Here is a 24,025-nt window from a genome sequence, read left to right as displayed (position 1 = left end):
CGCCCGTTATCGCTCCGTTAGCCACCGCCGACGCCCCGCGCGCACAATTCCCGCACTCCGTAAACCGTGTTCGGGATCACGCCGGCCGATCATCGGACGGTGTCATTCGTCGAACACGACGCGGACCGCGAGAGACCGGCAGACGGAGCGAAACACACCATTTAATCCGGCCAAATCGCATCATCAAGGACAGGTGCCGTCGCCTCCCCCACGGGTGATCTCTCGTTTCATCGGATGAATCCCTCTCACGATTCCCGCATTCCGCTCGGCGAATGTACGGATGAGCTGAGGAAGCGCTATCGTGCGGACAATGTTGCAGGTCCGTAACCAACGAGCCGCCACGCCCCGGGACCGGGCGAGGCAGGCTGTCCCCCCACCGACAGTCACGGACGGTCAAGCCCGAGCCAACACGCGCGACCCCTTCTTCGACAACGCCAAGTACCTGGCGATCGTGCTGGTCGCGGTCGGTCACGCGTGGGCGCCGCTGCGGGACGACTCCCGGACGCTGGCCGCGCTGTACAACGCGGTCTACGCGTTCCACATGCCGGCGTTCATCCTCATCGCCGGCTACTTCTCGCGGAACTTCACCGGCCGGCCCGAGCAGCTGCGGCGGCTGGTCAGCGGCGTGCTGGTGCCGTACCTGGTCTTCGGCGTCGCCTATGTGCTCTTCAAACGCTGGGGCACCGACGACCCGGACCACCCCTTCGCCCTGCTCGACCCCTACTACCTGACCTGGTTCCTGATCGCGCTCTTCGTCTGGCGGATCACGGCACCGCTGTGGAACCTGGTGCGCTGGCCGATGCCGATCGCGCTGACGGTCGCCGCGCTGGCGAGCTTCGCCCCGTCGCTGGGCAACGACCTCAACATCCAGCGGGTGCTCCAGCTGCTGCCGTTCTTCGTGCTCGGCATGAAGCTGCGCCCCGAACACTTCGCGCTGGTCAAACGGCGCGAGGTGCGGCTGGCGGCGCTGCCGGTCGCGCTGTGCGCGCTGGTCACGGCGTACTGGTCGGCGCCGCGGATGGAGGCGGGCTGGTTCTACCGGACCTACGCCGCGCAGGACCTCGGCTTCGAGTGGTGGGCCGGCGTGGTGATGAGCCTGGCGCTCTTCGGCTGCGGGCTGGTGCTGACCGTCTGCTTCCTGTCCTGGGTGCCCTCCGGCCGGCGCTGGTTCACGGCGCTGGGCGCGGGGACCATGTACGGCTTCCTCTTGCACGGGTTCGTGGTGAAGTCCTCGCGTTGGTGGGACTGGTACGAGGTGTCCTGGGTGGCGACCCCCGCCGGTCAGCTCGCGGTGACGGCGATCGGGGCGGTGGTGGTCACGCTGCTGTGCACGGCGCCGGTGCGTCGCGTCTTCCGCTTCATGGTGGAGCCGCGGCTGGACTGGCTCTTCGACCGCGCGCCTCGTGACGCGGGGGCGGACGCCCCAACGGCGCGGGCGCGGTAGTCGTTCGTCCGCGCCCCGGCGCACGGTCGCCCGCGCGGTTCCCCGCGCCCCCAGGGCCGGCGGGCGGCTCAGGGGCGCGAGGAACCGCGCGGTGCATGAGTGGCGGGGCGCGGACGACCACGATGCCGTGCCGGTGAGCCGGGTGGTCGCCCCCGCCGTCAGCCCGGCGGCAGCGCCTCAGCGGGTGTCGACGCCGTGGGCGGCGAGGTAGCCGAGGGGGTCGATGTCGCTGCCGTAGACGTTGCTGGTGCGCACCTCGAAGTGGAGGTGGGGGCCGGTGGAGCGGCCGGTGTTGCCGGAGTCGCCGAGCCAGCTCTCGGCGGTGACGCGCTGGCCCGGCTCGACCGCGATCGAGTCGAGATGGGCGTAGAGCGCGAAGTGCCCGTCGTCCATGGCGACGGTCACGGCGTTGCCGTAGTCGCCCGAGTGGCCGGTCTCGATGACCCAGCCCGGGCCCACCGAGTGGATCGGGGTACCGACGGGGACGGCGAAGTCCACGCCCGTGTGATACCCGGCGGCCCAGCCCCCGGGGGTGCCGTAGGCGGCGGAGACCGGGTAGCCGGTGACCGGCATCGCCCAGTCGTCGGAGGCCAGCGGGTGCCAGTACCAGGGGTGGAACGGTTCGCTTCCGCCCCGCTCGGTCAACGCCCCGTAGTAGGGCCCCAGTCCGCGCGGGCCGCTGACCGCCGCGTCGCCGATGCCGCCGAGGAACTGGTCGATCTCGGCGGTGCGCGCCTCGGGGCGTTCCTCCTGTCCGAGGGCGGTCACCGCCCACGGGCCCGTTATCGCCACCGCTCCGAGCAGGGCGCAGCCCGCGGCCCATCGTCCCGGGCGGCGGGACGGCCGCAGGGCGGCCAGGGGGCGGACGAGCCGCCGGTTGAGGAGGGCGACGAGGGGCTGACCGTTTCTCCAGGTGTTCCGGGCGTTGCTCATGTCCCCGAGCCAAGGGCAGCCCGCGGCGCGGCGCATCCCGCCCGGGAGCCGTCCGGACGGCCGTTCGGCGCAGTCCCGGTGCGGTGCGGGGCGGTGTCACCGCAGCTCAGAGGCGGAGTGACGGAGCGTCGAGGATTCAACACCGGAGGGTGATCGCAACGGTGGGAACCGCCACCCTTCCAGGGGGCACGGCCCGGGGCCGGCCGCGCGCGGTAGTCACATGATCGACCGGGCACGTCCTAGTCGCGACAGATCAGCACCAGCGCCCGGTCGTCGTTGACGTCCTTGGCCACCGCGTCGATCAACTCCCACGCGGTGTTGCGGAAACCCCTGGTGACATAGCGGTCGGCGGCGCCGGTGAGGCGGTCGATGCCATCGGCCAGGTCCTCGTCGGGGCGTTCGACCAGGCCGTCGGTGAAGAGCATCAGCACGTCACCGCGGCGCAGCGTGCCCTTGGCCGGGTGGAACTCGGCGCCGTCCCAGACCCCGAGCAGCGGGCCCTCGGCCGCGACCTCCTGCCAGCGGCCGGTGCCCGCGTGCAGTTGGAGCGCGGGAAGGTGGCCGGCGGAGAGCAGCTCGTAGTCGCCGCTGTCCAGGTCGAGGACCAGGTGGATGGAGGTGGCGAAGCCCTCCTGCCAGTCCTGTCGCAGCAGATAGCCGTTGGCCGCCGGCAGGAAGCCGTGCGGCGGCAGTGAGCCGAGCAGTCCGCCGAAGGCGCCGGAGAGCAGCAGCGAACGGGAGGCCGCGTCGATCCCCTTGCCCGAGACGTCGGTGAGGACGACCTCCAGGGTGCGCCCGTCGGGGCCCGTGCGCGCCGCCACCACGAAGTCGCCGGAGAACGACTGCCCGCCGGCCGGGCGCAGCGACACCTCGTGGTGCCAGCCGTCGGGCGGCGCCGGCAGGGCGCTCTGCGCGCTGATCCGTTCGCGCAGGTCGAAGAGCATGGTGTGGCCGCGCCGCCAGGGCACGCCGACCCGGCTGCGGAACTGTGCTATCAGCAGCCCGATCAGGGCGACCGCGGCGACGAGCAGGATGGTGCCGGGGGTGACCGGGTCGGGCGCGGAACGTTCCGCGTCGATCAGCGCGGTCTCCAGCACCAGGGCGCACGCGACCGCGACATAGAGCCCCAGCAGGCTCGCGGGGCGCAGCAGCAGCCCGGCCGCGACCAGCGGCAGCAGCAGGGCCTCGGGCGGGCACCACTCGGGCCAGCCGGCGGTGGACAGGGCCAGCACCGGGATGGAGAGCAGCAGCGCGGTGAGGGCGATCCAGTCGGAGCCGCCGCCCCGGAAGTAGTCGACGGCGGAGCGCCGGACGCCGACGCGCGCCCGGTGGACCGCCCTGCGGAGCCGCATCCGCCGGCTCTCCCGCGGCGTGGTCGCCAGAGCACGGCGTGTCATGGTGTGGGACCTTATCCACCGGATCACGGCCACGTCGAACCCCGGGACCGCTCGGACATCCGTGCGCCCTCCCGCCGGGCGGCCGCGGCCCCGCGCCGGAGGTCGCGGCGCCAAAGCCCTCGCCGCCGGGCGTGCGCCTTGGTAGGGATGTCGCCATGACCATCGAACTGCGGCGGATCACCGCCGACGAGTGGGACCGCTGGCACCGCACCCTGGACTGGGCCTTCGGCGGGCTGCCCCAGTCCCCCGAGGAGCGGGAGCTGTGGCGGGGGCTGGTGTCGCTCGACCGCTGTCTCGGCGCCTTCGACGGGGACGAGGTGGTGGGTACGTACGGCGAGCTCTCCCTGGGGATGTCGGTGCCGGGCGGCGCGGTGGTGGAAACCGCGGGGGCGACCATGGTGTCGGTGGCGGGCACGCACCGCCGGCGGGGACTGCTGCGGCGGATGATGCGGCGGTCGTTGGAGGCCGCATGGGAACGGGGCGACGTGCTCTCGGCGTTGACCGCGGCCGAGGCGTCGATCTACGGGCGGTTCGGCTACGGGGTGGCGGCCCACTCGCTGGCCGCGCGGGTGCCCAAGCACCGGGTGACGCTGAGCGCGCTGCCGCCCGGCACCGACGACGTGCGGCTGACGGTGACGACCCCGGCGGACGCGTTGGAGCGCTGCGAGAAGCTCTACGCCGAGCTGGTCACCCGGCGCCCCGGGGCGTTGGAACGGCGCCCGGGCTGGGAGCGGCTGGCGCTGCTCGACCCGCCGGCCGAGCGGCACGGCGCCTCCGAGCTGCGCTGCGTGCTGGCGGAGCGGGACGGCGAGCTGGTCGGCTACGCCCGCTACGCGCTGCGGGTCGAGTGGGACCGCTCGGTGCCGGGCGGCCCGGTGCTGGTCAGGAACCTGGACGCGGTGGATCCCGCCGGGCACGCGGCGCTGCTGCGCTATCTGCTGGGCCTGGACCTGACCGACCGGGTGGAGCTGATGGGGCGTCCGGTGGACGACCCGCTGGTGCATCTGCTGAGCGACATCCGCGTCAGCGATCTCCAGCTGCGGGACCGGCTCCATCTGCGGCCGCTCGACGTCGGCGCGGCGCTGGCGGCCCGCTCCTACGCCACCGACATCGACCTGGTGCTGTCCGTGTCCGACGCCAACTGCCCGTGGAACGAGGGGCGTTGGCGGCTGTCCGGCGGTCCGGCCGGCGCGGTCTGCGCACGCACCGCGGACCCGGCCGCGCTGGAGCTGGACGTCCGGGCGTTGAGCGCCGCCTACCTGGGCGGGACGTCGCTCGGCGCGCTGGCCGGGGCGGGGCTGGTCGGCGAGGCGCGGCCGGGCGCGCTGGCCGCGGCCGCCGCGGCCTTCGGCCATCCGCTGGCGCCGTGGCTGCCGCACGGCTTCTGAGGCCATCACGTCACGCCCTCCCGGCAGCTCCCACCCGATGCGCCCGAGGATACGGGCCGGGGCCGACATCCGGCAGCTCTCAACGGGGTTGGCAGCGCGGGCACCAGAAGAGGTTCCGCGCGGCGACCTTCGCGGTGGCCACGGGGCCTTCACAGACCAGACACGGCTGACCGGCCCTGCGGTAGACGTAGACCTCGCCGCCGTGGTCGTCGACGCGAGGCGGCCGGCCGGTCGCCTCGGGGGTGTGCTCGGGGCGGACGGTGTCGATGCGGCCCAGCCGCACACCCTCGCGCATCAGCGCGACCAGGTCCTCCCAGCACGCCGTCCAGGTGGCGCGGTCCAGTTCGCGTCCCGGGCGGTGGGGGGCGACGCCGTGGCGGAAGAGGACCTCGGCGCGGTAGATGTTGCCGACGCCGGCGATGACCGCCTGGTCCATCAGCAGGGTGCCGATCGCCGACCTGCTGGCGGAGACGCGGCGCCAGGCCCGTTCCGGGTCGGCGTCCTCGCGCAGCGGGTCGGGGCCGAGGCGCGCGGCGACGGCGGCGCGTTCCTCGTCGGTGCGCAGCGCGCAGGTGTTCGGGCCGCGCAGCTCGGACCAGTGGTCGTCGTTGGCCAGCCGGAGCCTGATCTGCCCGACGGGCGGGGGCACGGGGGTCTCGCCGAAGGCGACCTTGCCGTAGAGGCCGAGGTGGATGTGGACCCAGCCGACGGGGGCGAAGCCGAGGAAGAGGTGCTTGCCCCATGCCTCGGCGGCCTCCAGCGGCTGGCCGTTCAGCAGCGCGGCCGCGTCGGCGAACTTGCCCTGCGGGCTGTCCACCCGCACCGGCCGGCCGGCGAACCGCTCGCGGTGGGCGGCCGCCAGCCGGTGGAGGACGTGGCCCTCGGGCATCAGCCCTGCTCTGCGGGGAGCGGCGGGAGGACGCCGTCGGTCTCGTAGGCGCCGAGCATGGCGACGCGGCGGCTGTGGCGTTCGGCGCCGGAGTAGGGGGTGTCGAGGAAGACGGCGACGAACGAGGTCGCCTCGTCGGCGGTGTGCATCCGGGCGCCGACGCTCAGGACGTTGGCGTCGTTGTGCTCGCGCCCGAGGCGGGCGGTCTCCTCGCTCCAGGCGAGGGCGCAGCGCACCCCGCGCACCTTGTTGGCCGCGATGGCCTCGCCGTTGCCCGAGCCGCCGATGACCACGCCGAGGGAGCCGGGGTCGGCCGCGACGCGCTGGGCGGCGCGCAGGCAGAACGGCGGGTAGTCGTCCTCGCCGTCGTAGTGGTCCGGGCCGCAGTCGACGGGCTGGTGACCGTGCTGGGTCAGCCAGTCGACCAGGTGGTTCTTCAGCTCGAAGCCGGCGTGGTCGGAGGCCAGGTAGACGTGCATGGCCCCCAATATGGCATGGCGCCGGCGGCGGGTGGCCGCCGGCTCCCGGCCCCGGGGTCAGTCGCGCCCGCGACCGCGCCCCACCAGCCGCCAGGCGGCCGGCAGCGCGCCCATCGCCAGCGCGACCTTGAGGGCGTCGCCCAGCAGGAACGGCGTCAGCCCGGCGGCGACCGCCTCACCGGCCGACATCCCGGTGGCCAGCGCGAGGTAGGGCACGCCGACGCTGTAGATCAACGCGCTGCCCAGCGCCATGGTCGCGACCGTGCGGGGGACGGTGCGGTCCCCGCCCCTGCGGGCGAGCGCGCCGACGACGACGGCGGCCAGGGTCATGCCGAGCAGATAGCCGAAGGACGGCATCCCGTAGCCCGAGGTGCCCTCGGAGAACCACGGCGTGCCGGCCATGCCGGCGAGGACGTAGAGGGTCATGGACAGCATCGCGCGCACGGGGCCGAAGGAGGCGCCCACCAGCAGCGCGGCGAAGGTCTGGCCGGTCACGGGGACGGGTGAGCCGGGGACGGGCAGCGAGAGTTGGGCGGCGACGCCGGTGAACACGGCACCTCCGACGACCAGCGCGAGGTCACGCGCCCGGGTGGCGGGCGCGGTGGTGGCCGGCAGCAGATCGGCGAGGACGGCACGGGGCCGGCCGGCGACGATGGCTGAACTCATGGACTACTCCAGGACTTCGAACAGGCGGGACCTGTCGACGCTAGCGGAACGCGGTGCCCGTGGCGGCGTGAGTTTGCCGACACCGGGGGCGCGGGAGGGCGCCGCGCCGCGCCCCCCTCTTGCGATCTTGGACTGATACCTTGACGCTATTGCACATCACTCGCAATTAGTGGAGACAGGCAACGGCATGGCCACCTACACGCTCCCCGACCTCCCCTACGACTACGCCTCCCTGGAGCCGGTCATCAGCGGGGAGATCATCGAACTGCACCACGACAAGCACCACGCGTCCTATGTGAAGGGCGCCAACGACACCCTGGAACGGCTCGCCGAGGCGCGCGAGAAGGACGTCTGGGACGCGATCAACGGGCTGGAGAAGAACCTCGCGTTCCATCTGTCCGGCCACATCCTGCACTCCGTCTACTGGCGCAACATGTCAGGCGACGGCGGGGGCGAGCCGCTGGAGAAGGACGGCACGGGCGAGCTGGCGGACGCCATCGCCGAGTCCTTCGGCTCCTTCGCCCGCTTCAAGGCCCAGCTCTCCAAGGCGGCGGCCACCACCCAGGGCTCCGGGTGGGGCGTGCTCGCCTTCGAGCCGGTCAGCGGGCGGCTGGTGGTGGAGCAGATCTACGACCACCAGGGCAACGTCGGCCAGGGCTCGGTGCCGCTGCTCGTCTTCGACGCCTGGGAGCACGCCTTCTACCTCCAGTACCGGAACCAGAAGGTCGACTTCGTCGAGGCGATGTGGCGCGTGGTCAACTGGCAGGATGTCGCGGCGCGTTACTCCATGGCCAGGACCAACGCGGCGGCGCTGACGCTGGCCCCCTGAGCGGAGCCGGCGCGCCGACCACCAGACCCCCGACCCGTCAGATCGTCTTCTCAACGCCCCGCCGGGGTGGACGGGCCGGGACGGGAACGGCCCCCGCGCGAAGGTAGCGCGCGGGGGCCGACTCGCGCGCCGGGGGGCGCGCCGGGCGCTCAGCCCTCGGTGCCGTCCGCCTCGTCGGCGTCGTCGAACCGCGGGCCGACGTCCCTGGTGCGCTTGATCTCGTAGAAGCCGGGGGTGCTCGCCACCAGCAGCGTGCCGTCCCACAGCCGGGCGGCCGCCTCGCCCTTGGGAGCGGGGGTCACCACCGGGCCGAAGAAGGCGATCTGCTCGCCGTCGGCGCCCGGCACCGCGATCACCGGCGTGCCCACGTCCTGGCCGACCAGGTCGATGCCCTCCTTGTGCGAGGCGCGCAGCGCGTCGTCGTAGCGGTCGCTCTCGGCGGCGTCCGCCAGCTCCGCCGGCAGCCCGACGGAGGTGAGCGCGTCGACCAGGGTCTCGCGGCTCTTCGGCAGCTCCCGGTGGTGGAAGCGGACGCCGAGGGCCGTGTACAGCGGGCCGAGCACCTCGCTGCCGTGCTCCTGCTCGGCGGCGACGCAGACCCGCACCGGGCCCCACGCGTCCTTCAGCGCCTCGCGGTACTCCGCCGGCAGCTCGTCCAGCTTGGGCTCGTTGAGCACCGCCAGGCTCATCACGTGCCAGCGCGTCCGCACCGGGCGGACCTTCTCCACCTCCAGCATCCAGCGAGAGGTCATCCAGGCCCAGGGACAGAGCGGGTCGAACCAGAAGTCCGCCGTCACCGGCTCGGTCGCTGCGTTCTCGGGCATCGTGTCTCTCCTCGTCTCGGGGAGTGCGCGCGGGCACCCGCCGGCGGCCGGTGTCGTCCGTGCCCAACACGGGGGAGGGCGGTGGCATTCCACCGTGCGCCCCCTCACCCTCCCGTGACATGCTGAACGGCGCCCGCGCCGCGCCGTCGGCGGGCTCCGAGAGCACCCGAACCACAGGGAGTCGACCAGCGTGCCTGGAGAGAACCTCACCCGCGAGGAGGCCCGCGAGCGGGCCGCGCTGCTGACCGTGCACAGCTACGAGGTGTCGCTTGACCTGCGCGCCGCGACCGACCCCGCGCCGGCCGAGGGGCCGCGCAGGTTCCGTTCCACCAGCTCGGTGCGGTTCTCCTGCGCGCGGGACGGCGCGACCAGCTTCATCGACCTGCTGGCGCCGCACGTCCACTCGGTGACCCTCAACGGCGAGTCGCTTCCGGTGGACCGGCTCTTCGACGGCACCCGCGTCACGCTCCCGACACTACGCGCGGAGAACCACCTGGTGGTGGACGCCAGTTGCGCCTACAGCCACACCGGGGAGGGGCTGCACCACTTCACCGACCCGGAGGACGGGCAGACCTATCTCTACACCCAGTACGAGCCGGCCGACGCGCGCCGGGTGTTCGCCAACTTCGAGCAGCCCGACCTCAAGGCGCCGTTCTCCTTCCGGGTCACCGCGCCGGCGCACTGGACGGTGCTCAGCAACGGTGCCGAGGAGCGTCGCGAGGAGCTGAGCGACGGCACGCACGCCACCTGGACGTTCGCCACCACGCAGCCGATCTCCACCTACATCACCGCCGTGGTCGCCGGCCCCTACCACTACGTCGCCGGCTCCTACCGCCGCGCGCTGGAGGACGGGACGACGCTGGAGATCCCGCTGGGCGTGCTCTGCCGCCGCGCGCTGGCGCCGCACTTCGACGCCGAGCGGCTGCTGGCCACCACGCGGCAGGGGCTCGACTTCTTCCACGAGCACTTCGGCTACCCGTACCCGTTCGGCAAGTACGACCAGGCGTTCGTCCCCGAGTACAACATCGGCGCGATGGAGAACCCGGGCTGCGTCACCTTCCGCGAGGAGTACGTCTTCCGGGGCCGCACCACCGCCGCCGCCTACCAGGGCCGGGCCAGCACGCTGCTGCACGAGATGGCGCACATGTGGTTCGGCGACCTCGTCACCATGGAGTGGTGGGACGATCTCTGGCTGAAGGAGTCGTTCGCCGACTACATGGGAACGTACGCGCTCGCCGAGGCGACCGAGTTCACCCGGGGTTGGATCAGTTTCGCCAACAACCGCAAAGCGTGGGCGTACCGGGCCGACCAGCTGCCGTCCACCCACCCGATCACCGCGGACATCCGCGACCTCCAGGACGCCAAGCTCAACTTCGACGGCATCACCTACGCCAAGGGCGCCTCGGTGCTCAAGCAGCTGGTCGCCTACGTGGGGCGCGAGGCGTTCTTCGAGGGCGCGCGGCGGTACTTCCAGCGCCACGCCTTCGGCAACACCCGGCTCACCGACCTGCTGACCGTGCTGGCCGAGACCTCGGGCCGCGACATGGCCGAGTGGTCCGCCGCCTGGCTCCAGACGGCCGGCGTCAACGCGCTGACGCCGCAGGTGAGTTACGCGGCGGACGGGCGGATCGCCGAGCTGACCGTCCTCCAGGAGGCGCCGGACTCCCATCCGACGCTCCGCCCGCACCGCATCGCCGTCGGCCTCTACCGGCGCGAGGACGGCGTCGGCCCGCTGGTCCGCTACGCGCGGGCCGAGGTCGACGTGACCGGGCAACTGACGCCGGTGCCCGAGCTGGCCGGCAGCGAGGGCCCCGAGCTGGTGCTGGTCAACGACGAGGACCTGAGCTACTGCAAGGCCAGGTTCGACGAGGGCTCGCTGACCACCCTGCGCGCCCACCTCGGCGACATCGAGGACCCGCTGGCCCGCGCGCTGTGCTGGTCGGCGCTGTGGAACATGACGCGCGACGCGCTGCTGCCGGCCGGTGACTTCCTGGCGCTGGTGCGGGACTTCGCCGGCGCCGAGGACGAGATCAGCGTGCTCCAGATGGTGCACGCCTGGGCGTTGACCGCGCTCCACTCGTACACCCCGGGGGAACGGCGCGCGGCCCGCGAGGCGGAGCTGGCCGAGGCCGCCCTCGGCGAGCTGCGGCGGGCGGAGCCGGCGAGCGACCACCAGCTGGCCTGGGCGCGGTTCTTCGCCGGCTGCGCCGGCTCGGACGCCGACCTCCAACTGCTGTCCGGGCTGCTGGCCGGCTCGGCGCGGATCGACGGGCTCGACGTGGACCAGGAGCTGCGCTGGCTGCTGCTGCGGGCGCTGACGGCCGCCGGCCGCGCCGGCGAGGCGGAGATCGCGGCCGAGCGCGCCAGGGACGACACCGCCTCGGGCAACCGCCACCAGGTCCGCTGCCTCGCCTCCCGCCCGGACCCGGCCGTGAAGGCGGAGGCGTGGGCCTCGGTGGTCGAGCGCGACACGCTCTCCAACGCGCTGGTCGAGGCGACCATCGACGGCTTCTCCCAGCCGGGGCAGCGGGCGCTGCTGGCGCCCTACGCGGAGCGGTACTTCGAGGTGATCGAGGGCCTCTGGCGGGAGCGGACCATCGAGATCGGGATGGCCGTGGTCCGCGGCCTCTTCCCGATGTTCCAGGACTCGCCCGAGACGCTGGCGGCCACCGACGCCTGGCTGGCCGCGCACGAGGACGCCCCGCCGGCGCTCCGCCGACTGGTGCTGGAGGCGCGGGACGAGCTGGCGCGGGCGCTGCGGGCCCAGGCGGCCGACGTCTGACGCCGCCCCGACCGAGCACACGGCGTCCCGCCGCGCAAGGACGGACACCCCGGCACCGCCGGGGAACATCCGTCCTACGCGCGGCGGGATGTCCCCGTTTCCCCACGGGTCTGTAACAGCGGGTAGCCCCCGGGGCCTCCAGCGGGAATCGCCGCCGCATGACGCATGAAGCTCCGCTCACCCCGCCCCGGCGCCCCGGGGCCGCGCCCGCCGCGCCGCGGGTGACCACGCTCCTGGCGCTGCGCGCCGAGGGCGTGTCCGCCGCCACCACCCGCCGTCGCTGCCGCCCGGGCGGCCCCTGGCAGATGCCGCTTCCCGGCGTCGTGCTGCTCCACCCCGAACCGCCCGACGGCCATGAACTGCTGCACGCCGCGCTGCTCTACACCGGCGGCCCCGAGGCCGGCGCGGTGATCACCGGGCTGGCCGCGCTCGCCGTCCAGGGCGTGACCTCGGCCGGTACGCCGGACGCGACGCGCCGCGTCGACGTGCTGGTGCCGCACACCCGGCGGCTGCGTTCGCTCGGCCGGGTGCGGCTGCTGCGCACCGCGCGCCCGCCCAGGCCGCGCCGGGTCGCGGGGCTGCCGGTCGCGCCGGCGGCCAGGGCGCTGGCCGACGCGCTGGCGCACCTGGAGGAACCGGCGGCGCTGCGCCGCCCCCTGGAGGAGGCGGTGCGGCTGGGGCTGTGCGAACCGTGCGCGGTCATCGCGGAGTTGGAGCAGACCGGCCGCCTCGACGAGCCGCCGGTGGCCCGCGCCGTCGAGGGGCTGCTGGCCGCCGGCCGGCCGGTCGCCGAGGAGCTGCTCTTCCACATGGTGCGGCAGGGCGCGCTGCCCGACCCGTGCTGGAACGTCGGGCTGTGGCTGCCGGACGGCCCCTTCCTCGGCGACGTCGACGCCTACTGGCCCGAGTCGTCCGTCGCGGTGCGGCTCGACACCCGCCTCCCCCGGCAGCGCGGCTCCGCCGCCCCGACACCGGACGAGGCGGAGGCCACGCGCCGGGAGCAGACGCTCCGGGGCCTGGGCGTCACGGTCGTCCGGATCACGCCGCGCGCGCTGCACGCGTCCTGGCGGCGCCAGGCGAACGCGGTCGGCGCCGCGCTGCGGGCCGGCGCGACCCGACCGGGCACGGACTGGGTGGTGGTGCTCCCCCGCTGACACGCGCGAGCCGGCGGCCCGGCGTGGGAAAAGCGGGCGGCCACCGGTCCGCCGCCCGTGCGAGGATGACGCGGACGACGGCCTCCCCCCACCCCGACGCAGCCAAGCAGACCGAAGGAGAAACCAGGTGCCCGGTACCAACCTGACCCGGCAAGAGGCCCAGGAGCGCGCCCGACTGATCAGCGTGGACAGCTACCAGATCACGCTCGATCTCTCCGGGGCGCCCCAGGGCGGCACCTTCGCCTCCCGCACCGCCCTCACGTTCACCGCGAGCGCCGCCGGGTCCACGTTCGTCGACCTGGTCGCCCCCGCGGTCACCGAGGTCGTGCTCAACGGCACCGCGCTCGACCCCGCCGAGGTCTTCGTCGACTCCAGGATCGCCCTGCCCGAGGTGGTCGAGGGCGCCAACGAGCTGCTGGTCGTCGCCGACTGCGCGTACACCAACACCGGCGAGGGGCTGCACCGCTTCGTCGACCCGGTCGACCAGGAGACCTATCTCTACACCCAGTTCGAGGTGCCCGACGCGCGGCGCGTCTTCGCCTGCTTCGAACAGCCCGACCTCAAGGCCACGTTCGAGTTCACCGTCACCGCGCCCGCGGGCTGGACGGTCATCTCCAACTCGCCCACCCCGGAACCGGTCGACGGCGTCTGGCACTTCGCGCCCACGCCCCGGCTCTCCACCTATGTCACCGCGCTGATCGCCGGCCCGTACCACGCGGTCCACGACACCTGGGAGAAGGACGGCCGCACGGTGCCGCTCGGCCTCTACTGCCGCCCCTCGCTCGCCGAGCACCTCGACGACGAGGCGATCTTCTCCCTCACCAAGCAGGGCTTCGACTGGTTCGAGGAGCAGTTCGACCACCCCTACCCGTTCGCCAAGTACGACCAGCTCTTCGTCCCCGAGTTCAACGCCGGGGCCATGGAGAACGCGGGCGCCGTCACCATCAGGGACCAGTACGTCTTCCGCTCCAAGATGACCGACGCCGCCTACGAGGCCAGGGCGGAGACCATCCTCCACGAGCTGGCCCACATGTGGTTCGGCGACCTTGTCACCATGGAGTGGTGGAACGACCTGTGGCTCAACGAGTCGTTCGCCACCTACACCTCCATCGCCTGCCAGGCGGACGCCCCCGGCAGCCAGTGGCCGCACGCCTGGACGGGCTTCGCCAACCAGATGAAGACCTGGGCCTACCGCCAGGACCAGCTGCCGTCCACCCACCCGATCATGGCCGAGATCACCGACCTCGACGACGTGCTGGTCAACTTCGACGGGATCACCTACGCCAAGGGCGCCTCCGTCCTCAAGCAGCTGGTCGCCTACGTCGGCAGGGACGAGTTCTTCCAGGGGGTGCGCGCCTACTTCAAGCGTCACGCCTGGGGCAACACCCGCCTCACCGACCTGCTGTCCGCGCTGGAGGAGACCAGCGGCCGCGACCTGAAGTCCTGGTCGAAGGCGTGGCTGGAGACCGCCGGGATCAACGTGCTGCGGCCGGAGATCGAGGTCGACGGTGAGGGCGTGATCACCCGGTTCGTCATCCGCCAGGAGGCCCCGCCGCTGCCCGCCGGCGCCAAGGGCGCCTCCACGCTGCGCCCGCACCGCATCGCGGTCGGCCTCTACGACCCGGTCGACGAGAAGCTGGTCCGCGTCCACCGGATCGAGCTGGACGTCACCGGCGCCGAGACCGAGGTGCCCGAGCTGGTCGGCCGCGCCCGGCCCGCCGTGGTGCTGCTCAACGACGACGACCTCTCCTACGCCAAGGTCCGGCTCGACCCCGAGTCGACGGCGCAGATCACCCGCCGCGTCGGCGACTTCACGGAGTCGCTGCCGCGCGCCCTGTGCTGGGCCTCCACCTGGGACATGACCAGGGACGGCGAACTCCCCACCCACGCCTACCTGGAGCTGGTGCTCAACGGCATCGGCAAGGAGAGCGACATCGGCGTGGTCCAGTCGCTCCACCGCCAGGTCAAGCTGGCACTCGACCTCTACGCCGCGCCGGAACGCCGCGAGGAGGGCCTGGCGCGCTGGTCGGCCGCCGCGCTGGAACGGCTGCGCGCCGCCGAGCCCGGCGGCGACCACCAGCTGGCGTGGGCCAGGGCGCTGGCGGCGACCGCCAGGAGCGAGGAGGAACTGGACACGCTGGCCGGGCTGCTGGACGGCGGCGTGACGATCCAGGGCCTGGACGTCGACACCGACCTGCGGTGGGCGCTGCTGCTGCGGCTGGTCGCCACGGGGCGCGCCGGCGAGGAGGCCATCGCGGCCGAACTGCGCCGCGACCCGACCTCGGCCGGCGAGGAGCACGCGGCGGCGGCCCGCGCCGCGCGGCCCACGGCGGAGGCGAAGGCGGCGGCCTGGGACGCGGTGGTCAACGACGAGTCGCTGCCGAACGCGGTCCGCGAGTCCATGATGCGGGGCTTCGTCCAGACCGACCAGCGTGAGCTGCTGGCGCCGTACCGGGAGCGGTACTTCGAGGTCATCGCGGACGTGTGGGCGCGGCGCAGCCACGAGGCGGCGCAGGGCATCGCGCTGGGGTTCTACCCGATGACGCAGGTCGCGCGGGAGACGCTGGACGCGACGGACGCGTGGCTGGAGGCGACCCAGCCGTCGGCGGCGCTGCGCCGCCTGGTCACCGAGTCCCGCTCCGGCGTCGAGCGCGCGCTGCGCGCGAGGGCGGCCGACGCCTGACGCTCACGCGGTCCCCCGCGCCCCCGAGCCGCCCACCGGCGGAGAAGGGGCGCGGGGAACTGCGCGAGCAACCGTCCACGGGGGCGCAGACGACAACCCACCCGGACCAGCCAGGACCGTCGTCGTCCGCGCCCCGCCCCCCGCAGGGGTCAGCGACGGTCGCTCAGCATCACCGCTGCGGCGATCAGCGCGAAGAGCAGGATCGGAGCCGCGACGAACAGCCCGAGGGTCTCGGCGATGCTCAGACCCGTGCCCGGGTCGTCGCCGTCGTCCCGGGTCAGCGCCTGGGCGGCCGGGGAGGAGAGCAGCGTCAGCAGCGCCGCGGAGACGGAGACCGCGACGGCGCGCTTCTTGTTCATGTTGACCACGCCCTTACAGTAACCAACGCCGCTCGCCCGCCCGGTCTCAGGGCCCCGGGTCGCGGACGGCCGCCAACAGCCGCGCCAGCCGTTCGGAGGCGGTCAGCTCCTCCAGCGACACCGGGCGCCCGTCGGCGTCGGCCACTGGCAGCCGCCAGTTGGGGTACTCGCGCCAGGTCCCGGGAACGTTCTGCGGCCGGCGGTCGCCCACCGCGTCGGGCAGCCAGACGCCGAGCAGCCTGGCCGGGGTCAGGGCCAGGAACCGGTACGCGGCGGCGATGCGCTCCTCCTCCCCGCCGTCCGGGGCCAGCAGCCCCCGCCGCACGAAGGTCTCCCGCCAGTCGGCCAGCTCCTCCTCGGCCTCCCGCCGCGCCGCCTCGGGGTCCGCGAGCAGGTCGAGACGTGCGCGGAGCCGGACGTCCGAGCCGTCCCAGCGGGCCGCCGTGGACGGGAGGTCGTGGGTGGTGACGGTCGCCAGGCAGTTGGCGCGCCACTCGGCCGGCTCCAGCGGCGGACGGCCCTCCCGGTCCCAGTGCCGCTCGAACCAGAGCACCGAGGTACCGGCGACGCCGCGCTCGGCGAGCCGTTCGCGGACACCGGACTCGACGGTCCCCAGGTCCTCGCCGACGAGCACCGCGCCGGCCCGGTGCGCGGCCAGCGCCAGGACGGCCAGCATGGCGTCCGCGTCGTAACGCACATAGGTGCCGTCGCGCGGCTCGGCGCCCCGGGGGATCCACCAGAGGCGGAACTGGCCCATCACATGGTCGACCCGGAGCCCGCCCGCGTGCCGGGCCAGCGCGCCGGCCAGCTCCAGATAGGGCGCGTAGCCGGCCTCGGCCAACGCGTCGGGGCGCCAGGGCGGCAGGCCCCAGTCCTGGCCGCGTTCGTTGAACGCGTCCGGCGGCGCGCCCACCGACATGCCGCCGGCGAACACGTCCTGGCCGGCCCAGGCGTCCGAACCGTCCGGATGGACGCCGACGGCGAGGTCGTGCAGCAGGCCGACGCCCATGCCGGCCTCGGTCGCCGCGCGCTGGGCGTGCGCCAACTGCTCGTCGGTGAGCCAGGTCAGCCAGCGGTGGAAGTCGACCCGCGCGGCGAGCGCGCGGCGGGCCGCCTCCGTCTCCGGGCTGTCGGGGCGCCGCAGCCCCGGCGGCCAGCGGTGCCAGTCGGGGCCGTGCCGCTCGGCCAGCGCGCACCAGGTCGCGTGGTCGGTGAGGGCACGGCCGCAGGAGTCGACATAGCGACGGAACGCCGCCGCGCGCTCCGGGCTCGGCGGCACGGCGTGCAGCAGCTCCAGGGCGGCGCGTTTGGTCGCCCAGACGGCGTCCCGGTCGATCGGACGGCGCTCGTCGAGCACCGCGCGCCGGAGCGCGTCGCCGCGCGCCAGCAGGGGCGCCATACGCGCGCGCCCCGCCGGGTCCAGCGCGTCGAACTCCGGGACGCGCTCCACCCGCAGATGCACCGGGTCCGCGAAGCGCCGGGTCGCCGGCCGGTAGGGCGAGGGGTCGACGGTCTCGCCCTCGACGGGCGGCACGGCCGCGTGCAGCGGGTTGAGCTGGAGGAAACCGACGCCGCCCGCCGAGCCGGCCCAGGTGGCGAGGTCGGCGAGATCGCCGAGGTCACCCATGCCCCAGGAGCGCCGGGAGAGCGTCGAGTAGAGCTGCACCATCAGCCCGACCTCGCGCCGCGCGGCGACGGGCGCCGCGTCGGGCGGGACGAGCAGGGTCGCGGTCGCGGTGCGCCCGTCCGGCGCGGTGGCACGCAGGGTGTGGCGGCCGACGGGCGGGGGCGCCCCGGCGGCGGGGCGGCGTTCGCCGTCCTCCGTCTCCAGCAGCAGGGACGTGCCGGCGGGCAGGGTGCCGGGCGGGGGGAGCGGGCGGGTGGAACTGCCCACCAGGGTGGGCGGCAGCAGCCGCCCGGCGTGGCGCGGGCCGCGCGCCAGGGCCGCGCGGATCGCCTCGGGGCCGTCGGCGTCGACGCCGAGCGCGGCGAGCGCGGCGACGACCGTGTCGCGCGGCACCTCGACGGACTCCCCGGGCGACGGGGCGTACGAGGTGGCGACGCCGTGGGTCGCGGCCAGCCGCGACAGGGCGTCCATCAGACGCCGATGGCCTCCGCGCCACCGCGACCGCTGGGCTCGGCGACCAGGGGCGGCTCGGCGGCCAGTGGCTGCTCGGAGGTCAGGGGGACGAGGTCACCCGGGGAGGGCTCGCTGGTGAGGGGCCGCTCGCGGGCCGCGGCCTGGGCCGGCACGGCGATCATCGGCGGGGGCAACAGGCTGTCCAGACGTTTGCTTTTGCTTTCGCATTCGGTCCGAGTGGCGACGGCCACGGGGTTCTCCGTTCGCAGACGGGCGGCTGACGGATCACTGACGGTAAGTGTCCTGGGTAGTGCCCTACCCAGTGAACGCCATCGCATCCGCACTCGCGACGGGAAAGCGACGCAACGCACACGCCGGGAGCCGGAAATCCTCCCGCGCCACCGCCCCCCGGCCTCGGATTTTCGCGCTTCCCCGAGGTGACCCGACCGGGTGGGCGCACCGGCCGGAGCCCACCCGATCGAGTGGTCCTCAGACCGGTTCTGCGGGCTCCGCGGCCAGCGGGGTGAGCGCGGCGCCCCGGCCCTGCCGGCCGGGCTTGGCCGGTTTGCCCTGCTTGGCCGGCCGCGCCGCGCGGTTCGGACGCGCCTCTATGCGGGCGAGCGCGTCGTCGGCGCCGTAGGGGCGCAGATAGGGCAGCCACCGAGGGTCACGGTGACCGGTGCCGATGATCCGCCACGCCAGCCCCGACGGCGGGCCCGGCGTGTGCCGCAGCCGCCACCCCAACTCGGCGACGTGCCGGTCGGCCTTGATGTGGTTGCAGCTGCGACACGCGGCGACGACGTTGTCCCAGGCGTGCTGACCGCCCCTGCTGCGGGGGATCACATGGTCGACGCTGGTGGCGACACCGCCGCAGTAAGCACAACGGCCGCCGTCCCGAGCGAAGAGCGCGCGTCGGGTCAGCGGCACGGCGGTGCGGTAGGGCACGCGGACGAAGCGTTTGAGTCTGACCACGCTGGGCGCGGGAATGGCGCGGCTGGCGCTGCGCATCAGGGAGCCGGAGGTCTCCAGGCTGACGGCCTTGTCGTTCAGCAGCAGGATCAGCGCGCGCCTGACCGGCACGACGCCCAGCGGCTCGTACGAAGCGTTGAGGACCAAGACGTGTGGCACGAACGCCCTCCGTTTCCGTCGGCGGCGCGTGGCTCGCGCCGTGACGATCTCCCTCAGTGTGTCCCGGGTGGGGCCACCGGCGCCACCACGATCCGGGAATGTGCCCCAAGTGTCATCCACCACATTCGCCCCACGGGGGATCTCCCACCGGCACCGGGGCGACACCCCGCGCGGCCGGGCCGGGGCCCTGGTCGGCCGCGGCCCGGCCCCGCCGCCGGCGGCCCGCACCGCGACGACCGCCGTCGTCGGAGCTACTACCGTTGGCCCGCGCGGGGGCGGGAAACACGGAGAGAGCGGCATGGACAACTGGGAGACCTGGCTCGCCGGCGGGCTGCGCATCCTGCTGATCACGGTCATCGCCTTCGTCGTGCGGTTCGTGGTGCGGCGGGCGCTGACCCGGCTGATAGCGCGCCTCAACCGCGAGGACAAGGACGGCAAGCGCCGCGTCCCGCGCGGCGGCCGGCTGGTCAACGCCGAGCGGCGGCGGCAGCGCTCGGAGGCCATCGGTTCGGTGCTGCGCAGCGCCGCCTCGGTGGCGATCCTCGGCACGGCCGGACTGATGGTCCTCTCCCAGCTGGGCATCCAGCTCGGCCCGCTGGTCGCCAGCGCCGGCATCATCGGCGTGGCGATCGGCTTCGGCGCGCGCAACCTGGTGACGGACGTACTCAGCGGCATGTTCATGCTGCTGGAGGACCAGTACGGGGTGGGCGACACCATCGACGCCGGCGAGGTCACCGGCGCCGTGCTGGAGATCGGCCTCCGGGTGACCACGCTGCGCGGCGAGGACGGCGCGATCTGGTACGTCCGCAACGGCGAGATCAAGCGGGTGGGCAACCTCAGCCAGGGCTGGGCGACGGCGGCCGTCGAGGTGGCGGTCGCGCCGGAGAGCGACTTCGCCGCGGTCAGCAAGCTGATCACCACCGCCGGCGAGGAGATGTCGGCGTCCGCGCCGTGGGACGAGCAACTGTGGGAGCCGGTCGCGGTGCTGGGCCTCGAATCGGTCTCGCTGGAGTCGATGGTGCTCAAGGTGACGGTGAAGACCCCGCCGAACCAGGCGGCGCCGGTGGAACGCGAACTGCGGTGGCGCATCAAACGGGCGCTGGACGCGGCCGGCGTCACCCAGGTCGACCCGCCGGCGGTGTCGCTGGAGAAGGGCGACTGACCGCCGGCGCGTTCCCATACATTCCGGCATGTTCCGGCACGTTCTCAGCACGGGGGCGCTCCGGCCCTGAGGCCCCGGCACGTTCCGGTCCCGCCGCCCCTCCCGCCGTGACCTGCGGTGCCGCAGAATGGCGGCCATGTCGAACACTCGTCCCGCCCCCAGCATCCGCGGCTACCGCCCCGGCGACCGCGACGCGCTCTCGGACATCTGCGTCAGGACGGCGCACGCCGGTGGCGACGCGCGGGGCCGCTACCGGGAGCCGGAGATCTTCTCGGCGATCTTCGCCACGCCCTACGCCGAGTTGGAACCCGACCTGGTCTTCGTCGCCGACAACGGCGAGCGCGCCATCGGGTACATCGTCGGCACCGCCGACAGCACCCGTTTCTACGCGGAGTTCATGGAACGCTGGCTGCCGACCGTCGCCGACCGGTTCCCCGCGCCGACGTCCCCGGTCGAGGGGGTCGACGACGGGCTGCGGCACCTGCTGCACCACGCGGACTCGATGCTGGTGCCCGAGATAGCCGCCGAGTACCCCGCGCACCTGCACATCGACCTGCTGCCCGAGGGGCAGCGGCAGGGGCTCGGCCGCCGGTTGATGGCCGCCTTCACGGACGCGCTGCGCGAGCGCGGGGTGCGCGGGCTGCATCTGAGCATGAACCCGGAGAACACCGGCGCCCGCGCCTTCTATGATCGTCTCGGCTTCGTCGAACTGCCGCGCCCCGAGGGCAAGAAGGACGTCGACTATCTCGGCATCCGGCTCTGACTCCCGGGCGGCACCCGCGGTGCTTCTGTGACACAAGGGAAACGAAGTCGCAAGAGAAGATCGCGAAACCGACAAGATCCGGGCAACGGCGGTGTCGGGCCCGGACGGGGGCGTCATACTGACTGGCCGTGGCCCATGCCGACCATGCCGACGACGCGAGGGGGAGGGTCCACCACGTGACTCAGCCGCCGAGCGCCCCGCCCGGTGCCCCGCCGGCGTTCCCGGCCCCACGCGCCGAGGTGCCGGCGGGCTCCCCCGCGCCGTCCCCGCCCGTCGAACGGCCGGGACGGCTCGGCGCGTTGAGCGGGTGCGCGCGGCGGCTGCGGGCCGCGTTCGGCACCGAGCCGGGGCGGCTGCGGCTGATCGGCCTCGCGCTGGCGGGGCTGCTGCTGCTCTTCGGCGTCACCACGTACTGGCAGCTGTCGGACCGCGCCGAGGCCGCGCGCACCGCGCGGGAGACCAGCCAACCGCTCAGCCGGAACGCCGCCGACATCTACCGCTATCTCGCCGACGCCAACACCACGGCGGCCAGCGGCTTCCTGGCCGGCGCGGACGAGCCGCGGAACGTGCGCAACCGCTACGTGCGGCACATCAGCAACGCCTCCGAGCTGCTGGCCTCGGCCGCGGGCCACGGCCAGGGCTCGGCGCTCTCGGCCGTCCTGATCGCCCGGCTCAACGCGGAACTCCCCCGCTACACCGGTCTGGTGGAGACGGCCAGGGCCAACGACCGGCAGCGGCTGCCGCTGGGCAGCGCCTACCTGCGCTACGCGGACGAGCGGATGCAGGACACGCTGCTGGCCACGGCCGACGAGCTCTACCGGCTGGAGACCGCCCGTTACCGCGCCGACCTGGCGGAGGCCCGAGCCTGGCCGTGGCTCTCGATCGGCCTGGGGGTCGCCTCCGTGGGGGCGCTCGGCTGGGCGCAGCGCCGCCACTACCTGCGCACCCACCGCGTCCTCAACCCGGGCCTGGTCGCGGCCACCACGGCCGCCGGGCTGCTGCTGCTGTGGGTGGCGGGGGGTCACCTGATGGCCAGCTCCTCGTTGGAGGAGGCGGAGTCGGGCCCGGGGCGCGCGCTGACCACGCTCAGCGACGCGCGGACCGAGGCGTTGCTGGCGCGCGGCGCGGAGAACCTGACGCTGGTGGCGCGCGGCGGCGACAGCACCTTCGACGAGAAGTACATCTCGTCCATGGACCGGCTGCTGGCCCCGCCCGACGACGCGCGCGCCGGCCTGCTCCTCCTGGCGCTGGCGCAGACCGAGGACGAGAGCCGCACGGCGGTGAAGGACGCGATCGCCGCGGCCAGGGTGTGGGAGCACCGGCACGAGGAGGCCCGGCGGTTCGAGATGGAGGGCGACTACAACGGCGCCATCCGACAGGTCATAGGGAACGCGGGCTCGACCGGCGAGTCCTTCGATCGGGTGAACAACAAGCTGTCGGACGCGGTGGACCGACAGCAGCGGCAGTTCCTCGACGCGGCGCAGAGCGGGCTGAACTGGCTGGGCGTGCTGCCCCCGGCCGCCGTCGTCCTGGTGCTGCTGGCCGCGGCGGGCACGGCGCGGGGCGTGGCCAGGCCGCTGGCGGAGTACCGATGAACGACCGTGCGGGGCGACGCGTGCCGGCCGCGGCCGGCGCGCGGCCGTGCCGCGTTACGGCGGCGGGCACGGGGTGCCCGTCCGGCTCGGGGTGTCCCGCGATGAACGGCGCCGACGCGTATCGCGTCTCCTTCCGCGGGGCGCGTGCGGCGCTCGCGCCGACCGGATCGCGCGTCCCCCGCGGGGTTTCCGTGGACGAACGGAGGGTGGGGCCATGAGGGGAACGACGCGCGGCGATGCCGGCGCGGGGCGCGGACTGGCCCCGCACTGGCGGGCGTTGCTGCTGGGCGGCGCGGGGCTGGCGCTGGCCGGTGCGATGGTCGTCGGGACGCTGACGGCGGGGTCGCCGCAGGAGGGTGCCGGCGGCCGCGAGCCGACGGAGACGGCCGACGCCACGCGGGCCAGCCTGGACGAGGACCCGGTGCCGCTGGCCAGCCGGGAGCGGTGCGACGACAGCGGCGAGGGCGGCGGCTTCGACCCGGCCGAGAGCCTCTCGCCCGTCCGCGAGGTCGGACCCGCCGTCGAGCGGATCCGGGAGAGGGACCAACTCGTCGTCGGTATCGACCAGAACAGCTACCGCTGGGGCTACCGCCACCCGGACGACGGGAAGATCGTCGGCTTCGACATCGACCTGGCGCGCGCCATCGCCGAGGACCTGCTGGGGCCCGACCCCGACATCGTCTTCCGCGCCATCCCCACCGACCAGCGGATCGGGGCGTTGCGGACGGACAAGGTCGACATGGTGGTGCGCAGCATGTCGATCACGTGCGAGCGCGTCGAGCAGGTGGCGTTCTCCGCCTCCTACTTCGAGACCGGGCAGCAGCTGCTGGTGCCGCGCGGCTCGCCGATCACCGGCTTCGACGAGTCGATGGAGGGGCAGCGGGTGTGCAGCGCGAAGGAGACGACCGCCGCCCGGCTGCTGGAGCGGGAGAGCCACGGCGCCCATCTGATGGAGCGGCCCAACCACCTGGACTGCCTGGTGCAGATCCAGCTCGGTCTGGCCGAGGCGCTGATGACGGACAGCGCGCTGGCCGCCGGGCACATAGGGCAGGACCCCACGATGCGGCTGGTGGGCGAGGAGTTGACCGCCGAGTCCTACGGGGTGGCGATGCGCAGCGAGGACGAGGACCTGGTGCGCTGGGTCAACGCGGTGCTGGCGTCCTACCAGGCCGGCGGGACGAGCAGCCGTTGGCGGGCGTCCTTCGACGAGTGGCTCTCCGGCTATCTCCCGGACAGCGCCGGCGTTCCGCCCGAGCCGCTGTACCGCGACTGAGATCACCGTGCGAGGACAGAGATACCCGGCGGGTCAACCGGGGAAGAGATCGATCCGACGACATCCGACAACCCGCCCGCGACGAAGGGAGAGGGGGGCGACGAGGGCGACCGCCGCGCCCCCGCGCGGCCCGTACCGTTGGCCGTGCCCGCACCGGCGTCCGGACCGGCACCCGACCGACCACCCCGGCGCGGCCG

Annotated in this window: 20 protein-coding genes; 10 read left to right on the top strand and 10 right to left on the bottom strand. The window is 73.9% G+C overall.

The window, feature by feature from the left end; all coding sequences use genetic code 11:
* Positions 1–310: 310 nt before the first annotated feature.
* Positions 311–1,444, top strand: a complete 1,134-nt coding sequence (locus CRP51_RS25435; protein ID WP_097233681.1) for an acyltransferase family protein — start codon at positions 311–313, stop codon at positions 1,442–1,444.
* 177 nt (positions 1,445–1,621) lie between these two features.
* On the opposite strand, the gene CRP51_RS29805 is transcribed toward CRP51_RS25435, so the two are convergent.
* Positions 1,622–2,377: a M23 family metallopeptidase gene (locus CRP51_RS29805; RefSeq protein WP_245880802.1), complete on the bottom strand. Its 756-nt coding sequence runs from the start codon at positions 2,375–2,377 to the stop codon at positions 1,622–1,624.
* A 239-nt stretch (positions 2,378–2,616) separates the two neighbouring features.
* A complete protein-coding gene (locus CRP51_RS25425) occupies positions 2,617–3,774 on the bottom strand; it encodes a PP2C family protein-serine/threonine phosphatase (protein ID WP_097233680.1) in 1,158 nt (385 codons plus the stop codon).
* 155 nt (positions 3,775–3,929) lie between these two features.
* Between CRP51_RS25425 and CRP51_RS25420 the strand changes: the two genes are divergently transcribed.
* Entirely contained in the window at positions 3,930–5,162 is a 1,233-nt protein-coding gene (locus CRP51_RS25420) for a GNAT family N-acetyltransferase (RefSeq protein WP_097233679.1), read from the top strand.
* Between the two features lie 79 nt (positions 5,163–5,241).
* On the opposite strand, the gene CRP51_RS25415 is transcribed toward CRP51_RS25420, so the two are convergent.
* Genes CRP51_RS25415 through CRP51_RS25405 form a run of 3 tightly spaced genes read right to left on the bottom strand, consistent with a single transcriptional unit; the run spans position 5,242 to position 7,196 of the window.
* Complete coding sequence (locus tag CRP51_RS25415; protein ID WP_097233678.1) at positions 5,242–6,051, bottom strand: Fpg/Nei family DNA glycosylase; 810 nt, start codon at positions 6,049–6,051, stop codon at positions 5,242–5,244.
* The gene (locus CRP51_RS25410; protein ID WP_097233722.1) at positions 6,051–6,530 is read right to left on the bottom strand and encodes a ribose-5-phosphate isomerase; all 480 of its coding nucleotides are present in this window, start codon (positions 6,528–6,530) and stop codon (positions 6,051–6,053) included. Before CRP51_RS25410 ends, CRP51_RS25415 begins: the two co-directional genes overlap by 1 nt.
* Positions 6,531–6,587: 57 nt before the next feature.
* Positions 6,588–7,196: a biotin transporter BioY gene (locus CRP51_RS25405; RefSeq protein ID WP_097233677.1), complete on the bottom strand. Its 609-nt coding sequence runs from the start codon at positions 7,194–7,196 to the stop codon at positions 6,588–6,590.
* Positions 7,197–7,383: 187 nt separating this feature from the next.
* Between CRP51_RS25405 and CRP51_RS25400 the strand changes: the two genes are divergently transcribed.
* Positions 7,384–8,025, top strand: a complete 642-nt coding sequence (locus tag CRP51_RS25400; protein WP_097233676.1) for a superoxide dismutase — start codon at positions 7,384–7,386, stop codon at positions 8,023–8,025.
* 149 nt (positions 8,026–8,174) lie between these two features.
* Here CRP51_RS25400 and CRP51_RS25395 read toward each other — a convergent pair whose 3' ends face one another.
* Complete coding sequence (locus CRP51_RS25395) at positions 8,175–8,849, bottom strand: mycothiol-dependent nitroreductase Rv2466c family protein (protein WP_097233675.1); 675 nt, start codon at positions 8,847–8,849, stop codon at positions 8,175–8,177.
* A 190-nt stretch (positions 8,850–9,039) separates the two neighbouring features.
* On the opposite strand from CRP51_RS25395, the gene pepN (CRP51_RS25390) reads away from it, so the two are divergent.
* The 3 genes from pepN (CRP51_RS25390) to pepN (CRP51_RS25380) all read left to right on the top strand — a co-directional run bounded on the left by pepN (CRP51_RS25390) (position 9,040) and on the right by pepN (CRP51_RS25380) (position 15,468).
* The gene (pepN, locus tag CRP51_RS25390; protein ID WP_097233674.1) at positions 9,040–11,631 is read left to right on the top strand and encodes an aminopeptidase N; all 2,592 of its coding nucleotides are present in this window, start codon (positions 9,040–9,042) and stop codon (positions 11,629–11,631) included.
* Between the two features lie 158 nt (positions 11,632–11,789).
* Entirely contained in the window at positions 11,790–12,785 is a 996-nt protein-coding gene (locus tag CRP51_RS29005; RefSeq protein ID WP_097233673.1) for a hypothetical protein, read from the top strand.
* Positions 12,786–12,912: 127 nt separating this feature from the next.
* Complete coding sequence (gene pepN / locus CRP51_RS25380) at positions 12,913–15,468, top strand: aminopeptidase N (protein ID WP_097233672.1); 2,556 nt, start codon at positions 12,913–12,915, stop codon at positions 15,466–15,468.
* 149 nt (positions 15,469–15,617) lie between these two features.
* On the opposite strand, the gene CRP51_RS25375 is transcribed toward pepN (CRP51_RS25380), so the two are convergent.
* From CRP51_RS25375 to CRP51_RS25365, 4 genes are all read right to left on the bottom strand, one after another.
* Positions 15,618–15,827: a hypothetical protein gene (locus CRP51_RS25375; RefSeq protein ID WP_097233721.1), complete on the bottom strand. Its 210-nt coding sequence runs from the start codon at positions 15,825–15,827 to the stop codon at positions 15,618–15,620.
* Positions 15,828–15,873: 46 nt separating this feature from the next.
* Entirely contained in the window at positions 15,874–17,925 is a 2,052-nt protein-coding gene (gene malQ / locus CRP51_RS25370) for a 4-alpha-glucanotransferase (protein WP_097233671.1), read from the bottom strand.
* Positions 17,925–18,158 carry a hypothetical protein gene (locus CRP51_RS29000; RefSeq protein WP_170970672.1) on the bottom strand — a complete coding sequence of 78 codons (234 nt, stop codon included), beginning with the start codon at positions 18,156–18,158 and terminating at the stop codon, positions 17,925–17,927. Before CRP51_RS29000 ends, malQ begins: the two co-directional genes overlap by 1 nt.
* A 238-nt stretch (positions 18,159–18,396) precedes the next feature.
* Positions 18,397–19,035: an HNH endonuclease gene (locus CRP51_RS25365; RefSeq protein WP_097233670.1), complete on the bottom strand. Its 639-nt coding sequence runs from the start codon at positions 19,033–19,035 to the stop codon at positions 18,397–18,399.
* 298 nt (positions 19,036–19,333) lie between these two features.
* Between CRP51_RS25365 and CRP51_RS25360 the strand changes: the two genes are divergently transcribed.
* From CRP51_RS25360 to CRP51_RS25345, 4 genes are all read left to right on the top strand, one after another.
* Complete coding sequence (locus CRP51_RS25360) at positions 19,334–20,197, top strand: mechanosensitive ion channel family protein (RefSeq protein ID WP_097233669.1); 864 nt, start codon at positions 19,334–19,336, stop codon at positions 20,195–20,197.
* A 136-nt stretch (positions 20,198–20,333) separates the two neighbouring features.
* Entirely contained in the window at positions 20,334–20,960 is a 627-nt protein-coding gene (locus tag CRP51_RS25355; RefSeq protein WP_097233720.1) for a GNAT family N-acetyltransferase, read from the top strand.
* A gap of 176 nt (positions 20,961–21,136) precedes the next feature.
* The gene (locus CRP51_RS25350; protein ID WP_097233668.1) at positions 21,137–22,555 is read left to right on the top strand and encodes a GlnX family signal transduction membrane protein; all 1,419 of its coding nucleotides are present in this window, start codon (positions 21,137–21,139) and stop codon (positions 22,553–22,555) included.
* A gap of 214 nt (positions 22,556–22,769) precedes the next feature.
* The gene (locus tag CRP51_RS25345; RefSeq protein ID WP_097233667.1) at positions 22,770–23,828 is read left to right on the top strand and encodes a glutamate ABC transporter substrate-binding protein; all 1,059 of its coding nucleotides are present in this window, start codon (positions 22,770–22,772) and stop codon (positions 23,826–23,828) included.
* Positions 23,829–24,025: the final 197 nt, after the last annotated feature.

Origin of the sequence: Streptomyces zhaozhouensis (assembly GCF_900230195.1) — a bacterium.
Taxonomy (GTDB): Bacteria; Actinomycetota; Actinomycetes; order Streptomycetales; family Streptomycetaceae; genus Streptomyces; species Streptomyces zhaozhouensis.
Note: the sequence above shows the minus strand (reverse complement) of the source record. Positions and strands in the feature narration are given on the sequence as shown.